The sequence below is a fragment of the Natronococcus roseus genome (assembly GCF_043677095.1).
In the GTDB taxonomy this organism is placed as follows: Archaea; Halobacteriota; Halobacteria; order Halobacteriales; family Natrialbaceae; genus Natronococcus; species Natronococcus roseus.
Map to the genome: position 1 here is coordinate 106,680 of NZ_JBHLJR010000006.1, position 17,659 is coordinate 124,338.

General features: G+C 64.6%; 16 protein-coding genes and 1 pseudogene. 7 read left to right on the forward strand and 10 right to left on the reverse strand.

Going from position 1 to position 17,659, the window contains the following annotated elements:
• Positions 1-2: 2 nt before the first annotated feature.
• The 4 genes and pseudogenes from ACFEMD_RS16770 to ACFEMD_RS16785 form a co-directional block, all read right to left on the reverse strand.
• Positions 3-1,211: a 4Fe-4S dicluster domain-containing protein gene (locus tag ACFEMD_RS16770; RefSeq protein WP_394742381.1), complete on the reverse strand. Its 1,209-nt coding sequence runs from the start codon at positions 1,209-1,211 to the stop codon at positions 3-5.
• Positions 1,211-4,876 (reverse strand): molybdopterin-dependent oxidoreductase, encoded by a 3,666-nt coding sequence (locus ACFEMD_RS16775; protein WP_394742383.1) that lies wholly within the window; start codon positions 4,874-4,876, stop codon positions 1,211-1,213. The genes ACFEMD_RS16770 and ACFEMD_RS16775 overlap by 1 nt, the downstream gene beginning before the upstream one ends.
• Before the next feature lie 499 nt (positions 4,877-5,375).
• Entirely contained in the window at positions 5,376-6,578 is a 1,203-nt protein-coding gene (locus ACFEMD_RS16780) for an Mrp/NBP35 family ATP-binding protein (protein WP_394742385.1), read from the reverse strand.
• Positions 6,579-6,778: 200 nt separating this feature from the next.
• Positions 6,779-6,954: pseudogene (locus ACFEMD_RS16785) on the reverse strand (IS1595 family transposase); the annotation flags it as partial.
• Between the two features lie 73 nt (positions 6,955-7,027).
• On the opposite strand from ACFEMD_RS16785, the gene ACFEMD_RS16790 reads away from it, so the two are divergent.
• The 3 genes from ACFEMD_RS16790 to ACFEMD_RS16800 all read left to right on the forward strand — a co-directional run bounded on the left by ACFEMD_RS16790 (position 7,028) and on the right by ACFEMD_RS16800 (position 7,900).
• Complete coding sequence (locus ACFEMD_RS16790) at positions 7,028-7,198, forward strand: hypothetical protein (RefSeq protein WP_160167149.1); 171 nt, start codon at positions 7,028-7,030, stop codon at positions 7,196-7,198.
• Positions 7,199-7,235: 37 nt separating this feature from the next.
• Positions 7,236-7,391: a hypothetical protein gene (locus ACFEMD_RS16795; protein WP_169331733.1), complete on the forward strand. Its 156-nt coding sequence runs from the start codon at positions 7,236-7,238 to the stop codon at positions 7,389-7,391.
• Positions 7,392-7,477: 86 nt separating this feature from the next.
• A complete protein-coding gene (locus ACFEMD_RS16800) occupies positions 7,478-7,900 on the forward strand; it encodes a universal stress protein (RefSeq protein WP_394742387.1) in 423 nt (140 codons plus the stop codon).
• A gap of 96 nt (positions 7,901-7,996) precedes the next feature.
• Here ACFEMD_RS16800 and ACFEMD_RS16805 read toward each other — a convergent pair whose 3' ends face one another.
• Positions 7,997-9,793: a BCCT family transporter gene (locus tag ACFEMD_RS16805; protein WP_394742388.1), complete on the reverse strand. Its 1,797-nt coding sequence runs from the start codon at positions 9,791-9,793 to the stop codon at positions 7,997-7,999.
• A gap of 306 nt (positions 9,794-10,099) precedes the next feature.
• Positions 10,100-10,405 (reverse strand): hypothetical protein, encoded by a 306-nt coding sequence (locus ACFEMD_RS16810; RefSeq protein WP_049891707.1) that lies wholly within the window; start codon positions 10,403-10,405, stop codon positions 10,100-10,102.
• A 229-nt stretch (positions 10,406-10,634) separates the two neighbouring features.
• Between ACFEMD_RS16810 and ACFEMD_RS16815 the strand changes: the two genes are divergently transcribed.
• Both ACFEMD_RS16815 and ACFEMD_RS16820 read left to right on the forward strand, forming a co-directional pair.
• The gene (locus ACFEMD_RS16815; RefSeq protein ID WP_394742389.1) at positions 10,635-12,005 is read left to right on the forward strand and encodes an aminomethyltransferase family protein; all 1,371 of its coding nucleotides are present in this window, start codon (positions 10,635-10,637) and stop codon (positions 12,003-12,005) included.
• A 38-nt stretch (positions 12,006-12,043) separates the two neighbouring features.
• Complete coding sequence (locus tag ACFEMD_RS16820) at positions 12,044-12,871, forward strand: methylenetetrahydrofolate reductase (protein WP_394742752.1); 828 nt, start codon at positions 12,044-12,046, stop codon at positions 12,869-12,871.
• Here the strand turns inward: ACFEMD_RS16820 and epsC are convergent, their stop codons facing one another.
• Entirely contained in the window at positions 12,872-13,729 is an 858-nt protein-coding gene (epsC, locus tag ACFEMD_RS16825; RefSeq protein WP_394742390.1) for a serine O-acetyltransferase EpsC, read from the reverse strand.
• 108 nt (positions 13,730-13,837) lie between these two features.
• Between epsC and ACFEMD_RS16830 the strand changes: the two genes are divergently transcribed.
• The gene (locus ACFEMD_RS16830; protein ID WP_394742392.1) at positions 13,838-14,719 is read left to right on the forward strand and encodes a bifunctional 5,10-methylenetetrahydrofolate dehydrogenase/5,10-methenyltetrahydrofolate cyclohydrolase; all 882 of its coding nucleotides are present in this window, start codon (positions 13,838-13,840) and stop codon (positions 14,717-14,719) included.
• Here the strand turns inward: ACFEMD_RS16830 and ACFEMD_RS16835 are convergent.
• The gene (locus tag ACFEMD_RS16835) at positions 14,716-14,886 is read right to left on the reverse strand and encodes a hypothetical protein (RefSeq protein ID WP_394742394.1); all 171 of its coding nucleotides are present in this window, start codon (positions 14,884-14,886) and stop codon (positions 14,716-14,718) included. The genes ACFEMD_RS16830 and ACFEMD_RS16835 overlap by 4 nt on opposite strands.
• A 324-nt stretch (positions 14,887-15,210) precedes the next feature.
• On the opposite strand from ACFEMD_RS16835, the gene ACFEMD_RS16840 reads away from it, so the two are divergent.
• Positions 15,211-15,666 (forward strand): hypothetical protein, encoded by a 456-nt coding sequence (locus tag ACFEMD_RS16840; RefSeq protein ID WP_394742395.1) that lies wholly within the window; start codon positions 15,211-15,213, stop codon positions 15,664-15,666.
• On the opposite strand, the gene ACFEMD_RS16845 is transcribed toward ACFEMD_RS16840, so the two are convergent.
• Both ACFEMD_RS16845 and ACFEMD_RS16850 read right to left on the reverse strand, forming a co-directional pair.
• Positions 15,651-16,340, reverse strand: a complete 690-nt coding sequence (locus tag ACFEMD_RS16845) for an O-methyltransferase (protein ID WP_394742396.1) — start codon at positions 16,338-16,340, stop codon at positions 15,651-15,653. The two genes, ACFEMD_RS16840 and ACFEMD_RS16845, sit on opposite strands and share 16 nt — an antisense overlap.
• 44 nt (positions 16,341-16,384) lie before the next feature.
• The gene (locus ACFEMD_RS16850) at positions 16,385-17,650 is read right to left on the reverse strand and encodes a Zn-dependent hydrolase (protein ID WP_394742397.1); all 1,266 of its coding nucleotides are present in this window, start codon (positions 17,648-17,650) and stop codon (positions 16,385-16,387) included.
• Positions 17,651-17,659: the final 9 nt, after the last annotated feature.

The following is a 17,659-nucleotide window of genomic DNA, read 5'->3' on the forward strand; positions in this document are numbered from 1 at the left end:
TGTTATGTCACGTCGAGGCGGTAGACGGTCTCACCGTCAACCTCCTCCTCGCGGTCGCGTTCGGCCTGCGGTTCAGTGATCGGGACGCGTCCAACCTCGTCGCCCTCGTAGTAGCCGATCGCCTCGTCGTCGTCGACCTCGAACTCGGTGATCGACCACTCGGTCGACCCCATGAGGTTGAACAGCCCCTCGAGTGCGGGCTCCTCGCCGTCGCGCATCGCGTTGTACGTGTCGATGGCGTCCTCGACGCCGGGGCCGAACATCTGAGTGAGGTAGTCGACCGGCGCGTTGATCGGCGGGACGTAGTAGACGTTGGGCTCGAGGCCGAACTGCGGGTACAGCGGGAGCGCAATTTCCTTCTCGTGGACGACGTAGTCCATCGGGTTGACCGGTTCCTGAGTCGGGTCGCCGATGGCCGCATCGTCAGGCGTGTTGATGTATCCGTGGAGGCGGATCTTCCCGAGACAGTTCTCGAAACACTGGGGTGCCTTCCCCTGCTCGGTCTTGGGGAAGCAGCCGATACACTTCTGCGAGACGCCCTCCGACTGGTTGAAGATCGCCTTCTTGTAGGGGCAGGCCTCGTTACACTGCAACAGGGCCTCGCACTCTTCCTCGTCGATGAGGACGACGCCATCCTCCTGGCGCTTGTAGATGGCCTGGGCGGGGCACGACCCTGCACACGCCGCGTACGTGCAGTGGTTGCAGATCCGCGGCAGGTAGAAGAACCAGATTGGATGTGTCTGGTCGTCGAAGTGGGTATCCGCCTCCATCCGTTCACCAGCGGGTTCGTCCTCGCCGAGGTTGGGGTACCGCCAGTCGTCGTCGTCGGGCATAAAGCCCGCCATGTTCTCGGCGTTCTGCATGTCCTCGGTCGGGTGGTTCTCGGGATCCTCCCAGTCGGCGCCCTTGGCCTCGAAGAGGGTGTCACCCTCGTAGGTGTCGCCGTCCCACTCCATCGAGTCCATCTCCTCGAGGACTCGACCGTCCCAGCCGACGGGATGGGAGCCGTAGGGCTTGGTCTCGACGTTGTTCCAGAACATGTGCTCCTGGCCCTCTTCGTGGGTCCACGTCGTCTTGCAGGCCAGGGTACACGTCTGACACTCGATACACTTGTTCAGGTCGAACATGGCCGCCCACTGGTCGTCCGGACGAGCCTCCTCGTACGGATAGTCCATCTCGCGGCCAATCTGCCAGTTTTCTACTTGAGACATTAGTCGTCACCTCCTGTATCGACGTATTCGCCGGCGATGTAGCGCTCCATCGCCTCGTTTTCGTAGGTCGGTCGAATGCTGAGGACGTCGCTGAAGCCCTCGTCGGGCTGCCAGCGGCCCTCGCCGTCGCGGCCGCCGTCCTCGGCCTTCTCGATCTTTACGAACGACTCCTTGGGCGCACCGTTGGCACAGTGGATGTCCGCGGCAAATCCAGTCTGGACGTTCTGTCCGCCGTAATCCTTGCGCGCCATGTCGTCCGTGAGAAGCGTCGGCCGGAACCAGGTCCGGGTCGCGCTCTGGTGGCCGCCGTAGCGGTACAGCGACTGGTAGCCGGTCTGTTCGTTCTTCGCCAGTCCCTCCTCGGGGTCGGGCGTGTGCTCCGAGGCGCGCTCCTCGTCGTGCGTCTCCATCTCGACGTCTTCCCACTCCTCCGCGGAGCGCTCGTGGGCCTCGACTGTGCCGTGGGTTGCCTGGTTGAGATTCATCCAGCTGCGCGTGACGCCCTGGGGAATCGCGGGCTGATAGCGTACACGCATCATCGCCCGTGCGACGTCGTAGCCATCGTCGTCCTCGTCCCAACCGCGGTACGGCCGGTCCTCGGGGTCGGCGTCAACCCACACGTAGTCGCCGTCCTCGAAGCCCTCCTCTTGAGCGTCCTCGGGATTCATCTCGATGTACCCCTCACCGACGTAGGGCTTGCGCTCGTCGTCGCGTTCCATGTCGCCGTAGTTCCCCCACCAGACCGCCACGTTCGGCAGCGCATTGGCGAACGTGTGGGTGCCGTGGCGGTACTTCGGGGTCATGTACGAGTACTTGTAGTCCTCGTCGATATCCTGTAGTGGGTGGGTCGTATCGGTGAGTTCCTCCGGCGTGTAGATCGTGTTCCGAACCTGTCTGACGATGCCGTCGCGTGCAGACTCATCATCGTCCCAGCCGCGGTCGGCCGGCGTCTCGGGATCGATGACCGGGCTGTCGCTCGCGTCGACGATCGCGTTGGGCTCGTAGAACGTCCCGTCCATCGGCTCGCGGTGGAGCGGGATGTTTTCCCCGGCCTCGGTGAACATGTCTTCCTCGCGGAAGAACTCCATCCGGCCGGTCTTGGTGTACCACGGATCGTCCTCCTGGGTCTGACGGCTACCGATGAACTTGGGGTAGGTCCCGGTCATGATGAGCCGGGGAGTACCGTCCTCGGCTTTGTCCAGGAGATCGTCGATGTCGTAGCCTTTGACCGAGTTCGAGTGGTCGATGATCCGCTGGAGGTAGGGCCGCGCCTCGTGTTCCTCGTCGATGAATTCCCAGTAGTCCTCGAACCGGTCGTCGTCGAGTTTCTCGCCGAGCTGCTGGGCGACGCCCCTGAAGATCTCAGCGTCGTTGCGGGTGTTGTAGATCCGCTCGTCGAGGCCCGTCGTGTTCATCGCCATCACGAACGGGTTGGTGACGCTTGCCGTGATGTCGTTCATGTGGTGTTCGGCCCACGAGTCGGCGGGGAAGACGATATCGGAGTACTCGCAGGTCTTGGTGAACCACCACTCGTTGGTGAACAGGGCCTCGATGTCCCCCGTCCGAAGCATGTTCTCGACGATGTCGTAGGATCCCTTCGCGTTGCCGAGGATCGAGTTCGAACCGGTGGTCCACAGGAATTTCGTCGGCGTGGGCATGTGCGAGTCGCCCATGTAGTACTCGTCGCCGACCCTCAGCGGCCGGTCGCCGTGGGAGTACCAGTGGGCAGACTGCATCGTGTACCGGGTATCTTCTCGAGCGTGCGCGTCGGGATCGAGTTCGATATCGAAGGGGTCCTCGGAGGACCACTGCTGGCGACCGTTGAACAGGGCTCCGCGGTAGTTACCGGCGTAACTGCCGATGTTCCCGCCGAACCGGCCGACGTTCTTGGTCAACGAGGCCAACAGGAATCCGGCGCGGTCCTTCTGGTCCTGATTGGTGTAGTGGTTCGGCCCCATTCCCTTGATAAGGAGCGTCTGCTCCTGATTGTCGGCCATCTTCCGGGCCAGGTTCTCGACCGCCTCGGGAGCCGTGCCCGTGACCTCTGCCGTCGATTCGGGGTCGTAGGTCTCCTCGAGGTGTTCCCTGATCAGGTCGAAGACCGTGCGGACCTCGACGGTTTCGCCGTCAGTAGTCTCGACCTCGAAGGTCCCCTCCAGTGAGGCGGGAACGTCGAAGTCGTCGCCGATCTCGTCTCGGGTCACGGGGACGAGATCGCCGGTTTCGTCGTCGCGCACGACGAAGTCACCCCACTCGTTCCGGAGGTCCTCCGAGAGAACGTTCTCCCAGATGTCAGTCGTCGCCTGACTTGGGTAGTCGTCCTCCTCGACAAGTTCGGTCTTCTCGAGGTCCGCAGGCTCGTAGTCGTCGATTACGTCGCTGGCGCGAAGCAGTTCCTTATCCTCCGTTCGCACGAGCAGCGGCAGGTCGGTGTACGATCGGACGAACTCCTCGTCGTAGAGTCCGTCCTGAACGATGACGCTCGCGGCACCGAGGAACAACGCGGAGTCAGTGCCGGGCCGTACCGTAACGACCTCGTCGCACTTCGAGGCGGTGGCGTTGTAGTCGGTGAAGATGCCCGTGACCTCAGCGCCCTTCATACGGGCCTCGGTCAACCAGTGGGAGTCGGCCATCTTCGTACAGATCCAGTTCATCCCCGCCATCACGATCTGGTCGGCGTACTCGACGTTCGCGAGGTCGAAGTCGACCGTCTGCTGGCCCGTGACCATCGTGTGGCCCGGCGGCAGGTCGGTGTGCCACGAGTAGTTGTCCAGACCGACGCCGCCGACGGCGTCGTCCTCGTCGACGTCGCGGACGTGGTGGTCGACCAGCGCCATCTGGTTGGCCACGCGGTACATCCCCTGCAGGCGGATCATACCGAGGAAGGGCATCCCGCCGCGAAGCTTCATCGCTTGCGTTCCGACGCCGCCCGTCTCCTCGACGACCCGCTCGTCGTAGTCCTGTTCGAGAAGCGCCTCGGTACCGGTGGGCCCGTCGCGGTCGTCGTGGTCGATATCGCTGTAGTGTTCGGCGACCTCGATCATCGCCTCGGCGGCGAGGTCGTACGCTTCGTCGAAGTCGACGGTCTCCCAGTCGTCCTCGCCCCGCTGGGCGTACTCTTCGGGCATCGAGCCGTCGTCGTCCCGCGGGAAGCCGTCCTCGACCCACTGCTTGAAGCCTTCGCGGACCATCGGCTCCTTGACGCGCATGTCGCCGTAGAACCGCTCAACCATCGCCAGCCCCTTCTGGCAGATCCGGGGATCCCACCGCTGGGAGGCCTGGTTGCCCTGGAGGTCCGTCGCCTCGCCGTAGTTCATCGACGGGCCGAGGCGCGTGATGACGCCGTTCTTGACGTTGGCCTCGAGGTAGCAGTTGTGGGTGTCGTTGGGCGTACACGTCATCATGAACGTGTCGTCGACGTCCCACACGTCGCGGTACTTTTGGTCCCACTCTTCGTTGGGATACTCCTCGAGCGGGTTGATCCCATCCTGTTCCTGCGCTTCGTCCGCCGTCAACCGTTGGAACCCGAATAATCCGGCGCCTGCCGCACCCGCTGCACCGGCGGCACTCGCGCCGAGGACCTGGCGGCGCGAGAACGTCCGCCCGCCGATCTCGACGCCGTCACCACTATCGGCCGAAACGTCGGGATCCTCCGCATCAGACATGATACCACCCCCACGTTCCGGACTGTTCGGCCGTCAGTTCGTGACCGGTTTGGTGTACTGGCATTGTCTACACGAGAGACTGGGGGTCGTAATCTTATACATCCAGTTTGCGTTCCCGGGAAATTGGAACGGCCGCCCCAACCACCACCATATCCAGGTGGTTTATTAACGGCCCCCCAAATCCACAGACGTGACGGTGAGTACGTGGTGCGAAGGAGATGGACTGGTCGTCGACCCGTTGGGGTGCCGACAGAATCCACTCCGATCGACCTCGAATGCGGGCGAAAAGCGGACTTCTTGAGCGGCCGGAAAACGCTGCGTGATCGTCGCCGCGATTACCGTAGCCACTGAAAGTCGGTGCAGACCTGATCGCAGGACAGCGATGCGATCAGTGTGTGACTTCCACCCCACCCTACTCGCTCACCGCTGACGCGGTTCGCTCCTTGAGGGTGGGGCTTGACCCCGAGGCGATTCACGTACATGTGTCCAGCAGTATTACTCACGCCCGGTGGAGTTCGAGCATTGCGCCGGTCGTCCCCGTCTGCCGGTGAGTGACGTCGTCGAGCAGATCCGCTGCGTCGTCGCGAACCTGCGCAGCGGCGAAAGACGGATCGTCAACGACAGCGCGGACGCGTGCTCCCGAGCCCGCACGCGCGAGTTCGGTGCTCAGCTGGCTAACCTGGCTCTCTAGGGGCAGCTCCCGGAGATCGAGCGCGTCCTCGGGCACATCGTCGAGGACGTCCGTGAGGAACGTCTCGACGGCGTCGCCAAGGCCCTCCAGCGCATCGTGGCTTCGCTCGCTGCCAGGGCCGTGCTGGAGGTCGTGGTCGAACGGTAGCTCGTGAACCTCGGGCACGTCGATGTCGACGGCCCCCTCAAAGAGGTCGTTCTCCTCGCCACAGCACTCGCACTCGAAAGTGGTCATGTTCACGACCCCTGCGATCGTCGAGATGCCGTTCTCCTCGAACAGTTCGAGCGTCCGCCGCGTATCTTCGACGCTGGCGTCGAACGGCGTCGTCACGAAGACTCCGCCGTCGACCGGGACGTGCTCGAGCGCGGCCCCCACGACGTCGTCCGAACCCGCTGGCATGTCGATCAACAGGACGTCCCGGTCCTCCCAGGCACCCTGCGCCAAGAGGTTCTCGACGGCACCGTAAGCGATTGCCCCCCGTCGGGCCGTCGGGGGGTCGCCGCCCGCGTCGCCGGGGCTGAGAAACTGGATACCGTCAGTCTCCAGCGGGACCGGCTGGCCGTTCTCGTTGGTCAAGATCGGCCCCTCTGTTTCCGGGAACAGCGTTGGGACGTTCGGTCCGTAGATGTCTGCGTCGAACAGCCCCACGTCCAATCCCTTCGCAGCGAGCGTTCGTGCAAGCGCGACCGAGACGGTCGTCTTGCCGACGCCACCTTTCGCACTGGCGACGGCGATAACGTGATCCATCTCGGGCAGTTCGACACCCGAATCGTCGTCTACTGGGAGGATTCGAACGTGATCCGCCTCGGGGAGCGTCAGCGCCGCTCCTCGGAGCTGCTCGATGATTCGCCCCGCCAGATCGTCACCGAGGCCGTCGATGGTGACGTCGACCGTGACCGTTCCCTCGTTATTCGTCCGTACCCGTCTAATGATGCCCTTCTCGATCGGATCGGTCCCGTCCGGAAGCTCGATCTCTGCGAACGGTTGCGGCGGGTCGTTAGCGGTCGCCATGATATTCGGGAATGGGGCAGCATCGTTCTAAACCGTCTCCGTAGTTCCCACTCCCTGAGAAGTTCGAGGGGGTCCCCAGCCGGTCTGAGAGAGTCCGCACGTAGGCGCTCACGGTCTGTGGCAATCGTTGATACTTTTCCGATCTTGGAGCGAACCACGAGGGAGTTCGTAGTTCGCTCTTACGTAGCACATTGTTGATTTCAGAGCGTAGCTCGGATAGCGTGTTTGAGCGATCTCTCCCTGGTTTTCTGTGTAGTTCCCGCCGTAGCTGAAACGCTCTGAGGTACTGCGTGAGTTTGTCCTTCGAGCTCCCTCGATGGGGCGAGAGCCACCGTCGCGTCAGCGACGCGTGGCTCTCGCAGGTATTGACCGATGCCGACGCGTCTCGCGACCTCTCGTCCTCGAACCGTCAGCTTTGAGCCGTTTCCGACCGAAGCGACTCCGAACGCATGCGCTGGACTCCGCGGACCTACCTGCGACTGTTCCTGCTCGGCGGCGGCCTCCTCCTGTTGGGTAGCGGGCTCCTCGCCGGCGAACTCCTCGAGATCCTCCTCGGCGCCGCCGGCGCGGCCCTGGGCGGAATCGGTCTCGTCGCCGAGTGGCGGGACGTCTCGGACTGACGACACGCATAAGTCGCGTCCGGACAGTGGCCTCGGTATGTCCAGATTCGTCGCGATCGCCGCAACGATCCTCGCGGTGGTGCTGGCAGTCGCGAGTCTGCTGTTGTTGCTGGCGGGTCGACACTTCATTGCCGGAACGCTGCTGACGTTCGTGGCGTTCTCGATCTACCTTCGCGAGATCAACCTCGAGTGAGTCGCCCATCGCTTGCCACGCCTCTCCGTTCCCGCTCTCGACCCAAACTATTTGCGCGAGTCCTTCGAAAGGACGGCTGTAGGAGGATGTTCGACAGGATACTGATCGCGACGGACGGAAGCCGGAAAGCGGCTGCAGCGATCGACCACGGACTGGATCTCGCGGAGACGTTCGGCGCCGAGGTCCACGTGATCTACGTCGTCGAGACGAAGGCGTCGTACATCCTCAGCATCGGCGCGAGCGAGGAAGGGCTCGAGGAGTACCGCCAGTACGGCGAGGAGATTGTCGGCGAGGTCGTCGATCGGGCCGAGGAGCGAGGACTCGACGGCGTCGGCGTGGTCGAATCCGGCAAGGTCGCACAGCAGATCCTCGAGTACGTCGAGACGGCCGAGATCGATACCGTCGTCATGGCCGAACGCGGTCGAGGGACCCTCGAGAAGTACCTCGGCACCAACGTCGAGAAGGTCGTTCAGCTGTGTCCGCAGCCGGTCACCGTCATCCGCTCCTGAGACGACCTCGAGGTCGTCGTCCGGTCTCTTGTACGTCGTTTCCGGTGCAACCCGGCCGTCTTCGGTTGCACCGGTAACCCGTTACGGCAGTCCGTCTCAGTCGTCGCCGACGTCGACGACGGTTCCGTCCCTGGTTCTGACGTGCGTAACGAGGTCGCCAGTCTGGCTCGTAACGACGATCTCGTCGTCCTCCTCGAGGTCGTCTATCAGCTCGGCGAACTCGTCGGACTGGAGGGTCCTGTACTCCCGTCTGAGACCGACCAGAACGGCGTACATCATGAACAGCAGGATGAACGTAAACGGAAGTCCGCTAGCGATGGCAGCCGCCTGCAACGCCTCGACCGCGGCGTCGCCGCCGGCGATCAGCAGTGCCGAGGCGACCAGCCCCTCCGAGGCGGCCCAGAAAACCCGGCCGGCCGGCGGAGTCTCGTGTTTCCCGCCGGTGCTCAGGTGCTCGAGGACGAGCGACCCGGAGTCCGAGGAAGTCACGAAGAACGTCGTGACGAGGATGATCGCGAGCACCGACAGGATCAGCGTGCCCGGCATCAGGTCGAACATTGCGAACATCGCGAGCTCCTCGCCGACCTCGAAGACCGGGCCGCTGATCGCGCCCTCGGTCGCCTCGCTCAGCTCGAAGTTCAGGGCGGTTCCGCCCATCGCCGAGAACCAGGCAAACGAGAAGATGACGGGGATCAGGAGCACGCCACCGACGAACTCCCGGATCGACCGTCCCTTCGAGATTCGTGCGATGAACATTCCGACGAACGGCGACCAGGAGATCCACCAGGCCCAGTAGAACACCGTCCAGTCGACGAGGAAGTTACCTTCGCCCTCGCCGCCCGGACCGTAGAACTCCGAGCCCTGGAAGTAGTGGTTGTCGAAGGTGTTCCCGAAGAACGAGAGCTCGAAGAAGTTCCCGAGGTAGCCCCCGATCGCCTGCGGGAGCGCGCCGAGGATAAACAGCGTCGGTCCGAGGACGAACACCGATCCGAGCAGGAGCACCATCAGCGTGAGGTTCAGATTGCTGAGCCGTCGGATCCCCTTGTCGAGACCGAGGTAGACCGAGATGATCGCCAGGCCGGTAACGACCCCAACGATGGCGACGGCAACCCAGACCGAGTCGGGGATGGCCGGAAACGCTCCGACCTCGTCGCCGACGAACGTCAGCCCGGCGTTGATCTGTAACGCCCCCAGCCCCAGCGAGGTGACGAGACCGAACAGCGTCGCGAAGATGGTGAAGATGTCGATGAGGTGTCCGGGCCAGCCGTAGATTCGGTCGCCGAGAACGGGGTAGAACACCGACCGAAAGGTCAGCGGGAGCCCGCGGTTGAACGAGAAGAAGGCGAGTCCGAGCGCGACCAGCGCGTAGATCGCCCACGGGTGAAACCCCCAGTGGAACAGCGACACCGCAAGCGCTACTTCGCCGGCACCCTCGGTCCCCGCCTCCGCACCGAGATGCGGGTCGAAGAGGTGAAACACCGGTTCGGCAACGCCGAAGAACATGAGGCCGATCCCCATCCCCGCGCTGAACAGCATCGCGACCCAGGAGATGTCGCTGAACTCCTTTTCGCCGTCGACCCCGCCAAGCCGGATCGAGCCGTACTTGCTGATGGCGAGATAGACCATGAAGATGATGAAGGTGTTCGCCGCCAGGATGAACAGCCAGTCGAAATAATCCGAAACCGCGACTCGGGTGTCCTGGTACACGGTCCCCGCCTGGTCCGGGAACACGAGCGAGAGGACGATAAAGAGGACGATCAACCCACCTGCGATGAGGAAGACCGGCGGGTTGATGTCGAATCCGAACCCCTGCCAGTTCCTGTCGCCCGGTTCTCGGTCCGTCTCCGCGTGGAAGAGATTTTCCTGTATTCCGCGCTTATCTTCGTCTGCCATAGTTTCCCTCAGTGTTCGTGCTGCCGTAGTTGTGCTGCCCGAAACCGCACGCCGAGCCCGTTCGAAGCGGTAGTTCGTGACACTCCGATCGAACCGCTCGATCCGACCTGCCGACTCCGATTGCTCGAGCCGCCGTCAGGGCGCTACCGTGCGAACACGTCTCGAGTGACATGTACTACCAATCCCATTATACCGATTCCCTGCTGTCAGGTATATAGCTTTGGTAACTATCCGTGTAGTTGTCAGAGGATCACACCGTCTGATAGTCCTTTCGACCTACAGCTCTCGCGACCGCTGGCGTGGCTGTCAGAATCGAGTGAACAGGAATCCGAGCCGGGACGGGGTAGCGAGAAACGAGACGAAAAACGTTACCACGGCGAGTCCGAACGAGACGGCCGCGAGTCCGGTTAGAATCGGTGCAAGCCCGGTCCAGACGGGGATCGAGAGCACGATCGCCGTCATCGAACAGACGACGATCAACAGGAACCCCATCGAGACGCGCAACCCCATCTGCCGGGGGTTGAACCCACATCGAGGACAGCCTTCCTCGTCCCCCTCGAGTTCGCACCCGCAGCGGTTACAGTGCGGAACGCCACCCGTGAACGGAACCATAGCGTACTGGTCTCGCCGAAGCGACAAAAAGACGCGGCTCCCGTCGATAGGTCGCTCGAGTCCGGCGCTGGAGGCTGATCCGGCGTCGGTCGGAGTCTCGGTCGGGATGAGGGCCGTTCCTCGAGGGCGAACCACAACAGTCCGGAACGCTGTAACGTAGAGTTTCCAGAGCGCCCGTTTCCGGCCTCAACTCCCACATTTATGTGCTCCCGAAGACACGTATATGGTAATGTCTGACAAGGAAGCAGGACGGACCGAGAGCCACCCGAACTACCCGACAGTCGACCAGTCCGATCGAACCCTCCCCCGGAACCTCCGCCAGTCCGGCGACCCGGGGATCGAGATGCTCGTCTCGACGCGCGTCCGGAAGTCGCCGTTCTTCCACAAGTCTTTCGTCGAGAACGGCGCCTGGCGAGCAACGGTCTACAACCGGATCTACCACCCACGCGGGATGCTGAAACCCGAAGAAGGGGGGATGATGGAGGAGTACGACGCGCTCGTCAACCACGTAACCCTGTGGGACGTCGCGGTCGAACGCCAGATTCGTGTCAAGGGACCCGATGCGGAGGCGCTCACGAACTACGTCATCACGCGGGACGCGACCGAGATCGAGCCGATGCACGGGAAGTACGTCATCCTCTGTAACGAGGACGGCGGCATTCTGAACGATCCCGTCCTGTTGCGCCCGGCCGAGGACGAGTTCTGGTTCTCGATCTCCGATTCGACGCTGATGCAGTGGCTCCAGGGGGTCAACGTCGGGAAGAACTTCGACGTCGAGATCGACGAGATCGACGTCGCGCCGATGCAGGTTCAGGGACCGAAGTCGGTCGACGTGATGGTCGATGTCGTCGGCGAGGAGGTCAAAGAAATTCCCTACTACGGGCTGATGGAGGCCGAAATCAACGGCGTCTCGGTGCTGGTGAGCCAGACCGGCTTCTCCGGCGAGAAGGGGTTCGAGATCTACGTCCGCGACGCGACGAAATACGCCGAGGCCGTCTGGGATCCCGTCTACGAGGCCGTCGTCGACCACGGCGGGATGCAGGTCGCCCCGGCCCACCACCGTCGCATCGCCGCTGGCATCCTCTCGTGGGGCCAGGATATGGACCACGAGACGTCGCCGTTCCAGGTCAACCTCGCCTACCAGGTCCCCGAGGACAAGACGGCCGACTACGTCGGCAAGGAGGAACTCGAGCGCCAGCAGGAACTGATCGAGGACGGCGAGTACCCGTTCGTCCACAAGATGGTCGGGCTGAAGCTGGCCGGCGAGCCGATCCGGGACTACGCGCCCGACTTCTGGCTCATCTCCGATCCCGAGACGGGCGATGAGTGTGGCTACGTCACCTCACCGTGGTACAACCCCGAACTCGAGACGAACCTCGCGCTCGGGTTCGTCCCCGCCGAGAAGCTCGACGGCGACGTCAGGGAGGTGTACGACGGCGACATCGAGACGGAGTTCCAGGTTCATCTCCCCGACGAGTACGCCGAGGAGCCCGGCGAGCCGGTGTACGCCAAGGTCTCCGAGGTTCCGTTCAAGCCCTCGGTCAACCCGAGCGCGCGCGAACAGGCGAAACTGAGCGCTCGCGAGGAGGCTTCCGAATAGTGTCCGGAGAGATTCAGTCCGTCCCGACTGCCGAGGGGATGGTCGAACTCCTCGAGGAGCCTCGTTTCGAGCTGATGCCGTTCGAGAGCATCGACGAACAGCTCGGTCACCTTCCCGAAGGCTCGGAGATCGCTATCACCACCTCCCCAACCCTGGGTCTCGAGGCGACGATCGAGTGGAGCGAGCGGGCCAGCGAGCGCGGCTACGAGATCGTCCCTCACGTCGCGGCCCGCTACGTCGAGGATCGAGACCACCTCGAGGAGATCGCCCGTCGACTCACCGAGGCCGGGGTGACGGATATCTTCGTCCCCGGCGGGGATCGCGAGGAGCCGGCCGGCGAGTTCGAGTCCGCACTGGAGCTGCTGGTCGCCCTCGAGGAGGTCCCCTACTCGTTCGCGGAGGTCGGGATCACGGGGTATCCGGAGGGCCACGCCTTCATCGACGAGGAGACGCTGGCCGAGTCGATGGCCGAGAAGGAGCCCTACGCGACCTACATCGTCACGCAGCTGTGTTACGATCCCGATGCGGTCATCGAGTGGATCGAGGAGATCCGCGACCGCGGCGTCGAGCTTCCCGTCGAGGTCGGCGTTCCAGGCGTGATGAAATACCAGCGGCTGCTCGGCATCTCGAAGAAGGTCGGCGTCGGCGACTCCGTCCGCTTTCTCAAAAAGACCAGCGGGATCGTCGGCTTCGTCCGCCAGCTCGTCGGCTCCAGGGGGACCTACTCGCCCGACACGTTGCTCGAGGGGCTCGCACCGTACGCGACCGACCCCCGGTACGACATCCGAGGCGTTCACATCTACGCGTTCAACCAGGTACCCGACCTCGAGTCCTGGCGAGCCGAGACGCTCGAGAAGCACCGCTGACTACCCGTTTCGTTTTCGCTCCTGTTCGGGGTGTTCGGAGACGAACACGCTCGTGTGATCCGGGATGTCCTCGGTCACCCAGGAGTTGGCGCCGATGCTGACGTGATCGCCGACGGTGATCGCGCCCAGCACCTTCGTTCCGGCCCCGATCACGACGTTGTCGCCGATGTCGGGGTGGCGCTTGTACCCCTTCTTGAGGGCCTTCTCGTCGTCTTCCTCCTCCTCGAAGTGGAGCGCCCCCAGGGTGACGTCCTGGTAGAGCCGGACCCAGTCGCCGATCGTCGCGGTTTCGCCGATGACCACGCCGGTGCCGTGGTCGATGAAGAAGTGGTCGCCGATCCGTGCCCCCGGATGGATGTCGATCCCCGTCACCGTCTTGGCGTACTCCGTGAGTTCCCTCGCGTACTCGGGAACGCCAGTGTCGTAGATACAGTGGGCGACCCGCTGGACCATGATCGCCTGCAGCCCGGGGTAGGAACGGACGATCTCGACGACCGACCGCGCGGCCGGATCGCCCTTGTAGGCGGCCTCGACGTCCTTCTCGAGGGTTCGGCGAAGCTCCGGGAGGCGGTCGAGGACGTCGGTCGTCGTCCCGGCCGGATCCGACCCGGAGTAGGCTCGGATCCCCGACTCGTAGTGTGATCCCAGCTCCGTGAGCGTGTTTCGAACCGCCGACTCGTCCTCGAGCAGCTTCCGGGCGTTCCAGCAGCCGGGAAACAGGAGCCGCCTGAGCAGGTTCAGCTCCGGCCGCCTGCGGTCCTGTGGGAACGGCGCCGACGACTCCGGCCCGGTGGCGGCGTCGGTGTCGTACGTCTCGAGGAGACGCGCGGCGGCATCACCCGTGTACTCGTATGCCATGGTCGGATACTCGAACGGGAGGACCAAATGCTTTCCAACCGTTCCGGTTTCGGACCGTCGACTCGAGGGCGGCGAACCCTACAAGGCGCCGGTCGACGAACCACGAGTGTGTCACCGGAACTGCTTCGCGGCGAGCCGGTCGCGGCGCCGATCCGCGAGCGCGTCGCCGACCGGGTCAACACGCTCCGGGAGAGGGGGACGACGCCGACGCTCGCGACGGTCCTGATGAGCGACGATCCGGCCGACGAGCGATTCGTGGAGCTAAAACACGAGACCTGCGCCGACGTCGGAATCGCCACCCGCGATGTTCGGCTCGAGCCCAGCGCGCCCGCCGAGCGGCTGTACCGGGAGATCCAACGACTGGGCGAAACCTCGGCCGTCGACGCCGTCTTCGTCCAGGTTCCCCTGCCCGACGGCGTTTCGCTGACGGGGGTCAGGCAGCGACTCGAGCCGACGAAGGACGTCGACTGTCTTCACCTCGAGAACGTGGGACGGCTCGTCGCCGGCGAGCCGCGATTCGTTCCGGCGACGACGGCCGCGGTGTGTCGGCTGCTCTCGGCGTACGACGTCCCGGTTTCGGGAGCCGACGTCGTCATCATCGGTCGGTCCGACGTGATCGGCAAGCCGCTGGCGAACCGGCTGCTGCAGAAGCGTTCGTGCGGCAACGCGACTATCACGGTCTGCCACTCGCGGACGGCCGACCTCGCCGCGCACACGCGCCGAGCCGATATCGTCGTCACCGCGGCCGGCACACCGGGGGTGGTCGACGGCGCCATGTTCTCGAGCGGTGCCGTCGTCGTCGACGTCAGCGCGAATAGAAAACCGGGTGGAGACGACGGGGTCGTCGGCGACGTGGCGTTCGAGAGCGCGTCAGAAAGAGCGAGCGCGATCACGCCCGTTCCCGGCGGCGTCGGTCCGGTAACCCTCGCGGCACTCGCCGAAAACGTCGTTCGAGCCGCGACGCGGCGGGACGGGGACTCCGAGTGTTAGCGGTTCGTCCGCTCGCGCTCTCGCTCTGCACCGATCCGTCCACGCGGACGGAACAGCCGCTCGAGGGTTCCAATCAGGTTGTCCGGAGTTTCGAACGCCGTGGGCGTCCCCGGTAGGTAGTAGTCGACACCGTACTGGTCGTCCGAGTTGATACGGGTACGCTTCATACTCGAACGTCGAGCCTCGATCGGATTAAAAATTTTGTATCGCACATAATTCGAGGTGATCGACTTGCCATTTTCCCATTATTTTGGGTTATCTGGAGACCCTTTGGTTGGGCCCCGCGGGTTTTGGATATTGTAAAGCCGTGCCCAGTACTAACTCGAACTCGGTTCGTCGCAGTCGTCCTACTCGGCGATTCGAAGCCGACGTCGAGCGGCGTGACGCTCGCTCCTCACGTTCGCCGCATTTCGCTCGCTGCGGGACGAATCCACGCCGCACGGAGGCAGCCAACAGGTATTTGTACGGTCGAGTGTTGCTCCCAGGAAACGGTGTTCGACGTGGTTCCGACAGTTCCTCAGTCCGATCGGCGCTTGCTCGCCGTCTCGTTCGCCCTCTTCGCCGGTGCCGGCGCGGCGACCGCCGCGGGCGTGGGTCCCGCGATGACCGTGGGTGCAACCGCGCTGGCGGTCGGCGGCGTCTACTGCGTGGCGCTGTACGCCAACCGGGTCTCGCGCCCGACGCTGGCCCGGCTCTCGCTCGGGCTCTGGATCGCCTTCCTCGGCGTCGCGGGACTGCACCTCGTCGGCCTCGAGACGATCGCGGGAGCCGCACCCGGGTCGACGACGGCGGGCGTCCACTCGCTGTCGGCGCTGACCTGGGCCTCGCTGCTGTTGCCCTGCTCGACGACGGTCTTTCTCGGCTTCCGGGAGTACGCGAGCTCGGGCGCGGACGTCGCCGACGAGCAGGCCCTCGAGGGCGAGGCCCCCGACTACTCCACGCGGTAGCTGACGGCGATCCCCTCGCCTAGCGGAAGGACGACGGTCTCGAAAGCTTGGTCGCCGGTCACACGCTCGAGGTAGGCCGCGATGCCGCGGGTGTGGTCGTTGGCCGATTCGGGGATCGTCCACTCTCCGCTCTCGTCGTTCGTTTCGACGACCTCGAGCAGCGTCTCGAACTCGATCGGCCCCGCGGTGATCGCGTTGTCCGCGACGACGACCCCGCCGACGGGAATCTTCGGCCGGATCGCCTCGAAAGCGTCGACGTAGCGGTGTTTCTGGTGGTCGATCAGCGCGACGTCGAACGGTCCCGCGTACTCCTCGATCGTCTCGAGAGCGTCGCCGAGCTCGTAGCGCGCGCGGTCGTCGTAGCCGCCCGCGGCCATGTACTCGCGGGCCAGCTCGAGTTCGTCCTCGTCGACCTCGGTGAGGACAACCTCGCCCGTCTCCGAGAGTGCGTCCGCGAACCAGTACGCCGAGTAGCCGTAGCCCGAGCCGAACTCGAAGACCCGCTCGGCGCCGACAACGCGGGCGAGAAAACGCAGGAAGCCGCCCACCTCGGGTCCGACGTGGGGGAAGCCAGCCGAGTCGGCGTACTCGTCCATCTCGCGCAGGGTCTCGTCGGGCTCGGGGCCGACCGCGCGAACGAACCTCGCCATCTCCTCGCTGAGAACGTCGGTCATACCTCCCCTTGCGGGAGGGTCTACCAAAGCGTTCGGGGAACCGGTTAGCTCTCGTCGGCGACCGCGAGGTTCGCGAGCGCTCCCGCAAGTACCCGCGTCGCCGTCGCACAGTCCTCCCAGTCGGTCCACTCGAGCGGCGTGTGCGAGAGCCCGTCCTCGGAGGGTGCAAACAGCATCCCCGCGTCGGTCACTCGCGAGACCCGCATCGCGTCGTGGGCCGCCCCCGAGTGCAGCTCGAGGGTGTCGATCCCCGCCTCGGCGCCAGCCCGCTCGAGGGCGTTCCGACACCGACGGTCCATCGGCGCCGGCTCGACGTCGATCTCGCGTTCGAAACCCGTCTCGACGCTACGTTCGGCCTCGAGTCGCTCGAGGCTCGTCGTCGCGGTCTCGAGGATCGCCTCCATCGTGTCGTACTCGACGTCCCGTACGTCGACGCCGAGTTCGACCCTGCCGGGAACGACGTTCGTCGCGTTCGGGTGAACCCGGCTCTTGCCGACGGTCGCGACGGCCGTCCCCTCGCCGGCCGCGGCGTGCTCGCGGCCCCTGGTCTCGAGGTCGAGCACGAACTCGCTGGCCGCCGCGAGGGCGTCCGTTCGCTCGTCCATCCCCGTCGCTCCGGCGTGGTTCGCCTCGCCGACGAACTCGGCGGTCGCGTGGGCGATCCCGGTGATCGTCGTCACGATTCCGACCGGAACCCCCCGCTCCTCGAGGCGGGTGTCCTGCTCGACGTGCAACTCGAGGAAGGCGTCCCATGCGCCCGCGTCGAGGATGCCCTCGCCCCGGTAGCCGATCGACTCGAGGGCGTCCTCGACGGCGATCCCGTCGCCGTCGGTCGCGGCGAGCGCGTCGTCGACGCTCCGGCGACCCGTGGCGACCGACGAGCCGAACATCCCCCCGCCGAAGCGGGTCCCCTCCTCCTCGGTGAACGAGACGACCGTAACCGGACGCTCGAGACTCCGTTCGAGATCGCTCTCCTGTAGCGTCCGGACGGCCTCGAGCGCGCCGTAGACGCCCAGCGGTCCGTCGAAGATCCCGCCCTCGGGGACCGAGTCGAGGTGGCTGCCCGTTGCGACCGGGGCAGCCTCGGGATCGGCGTTCTCGGGAAACCAGGTCGCAGCAACGTTGCCGACGGCGTCGACCGAGACCTCGAGTCCCGCGTCCGTACAGCGGTCGACGAACCGATCCCGTGCCTCCCGGTTGGCCTCGGTTCCCGCGAGAACGGTCCGGCCCCGTCCACTCTCGGCGTCGGTCGCGCCGAACGCGGCGTTCTCCTCGATATCCCTGCGGAGTCGCTGCCGATTAACGTCCATGCGTCGCCG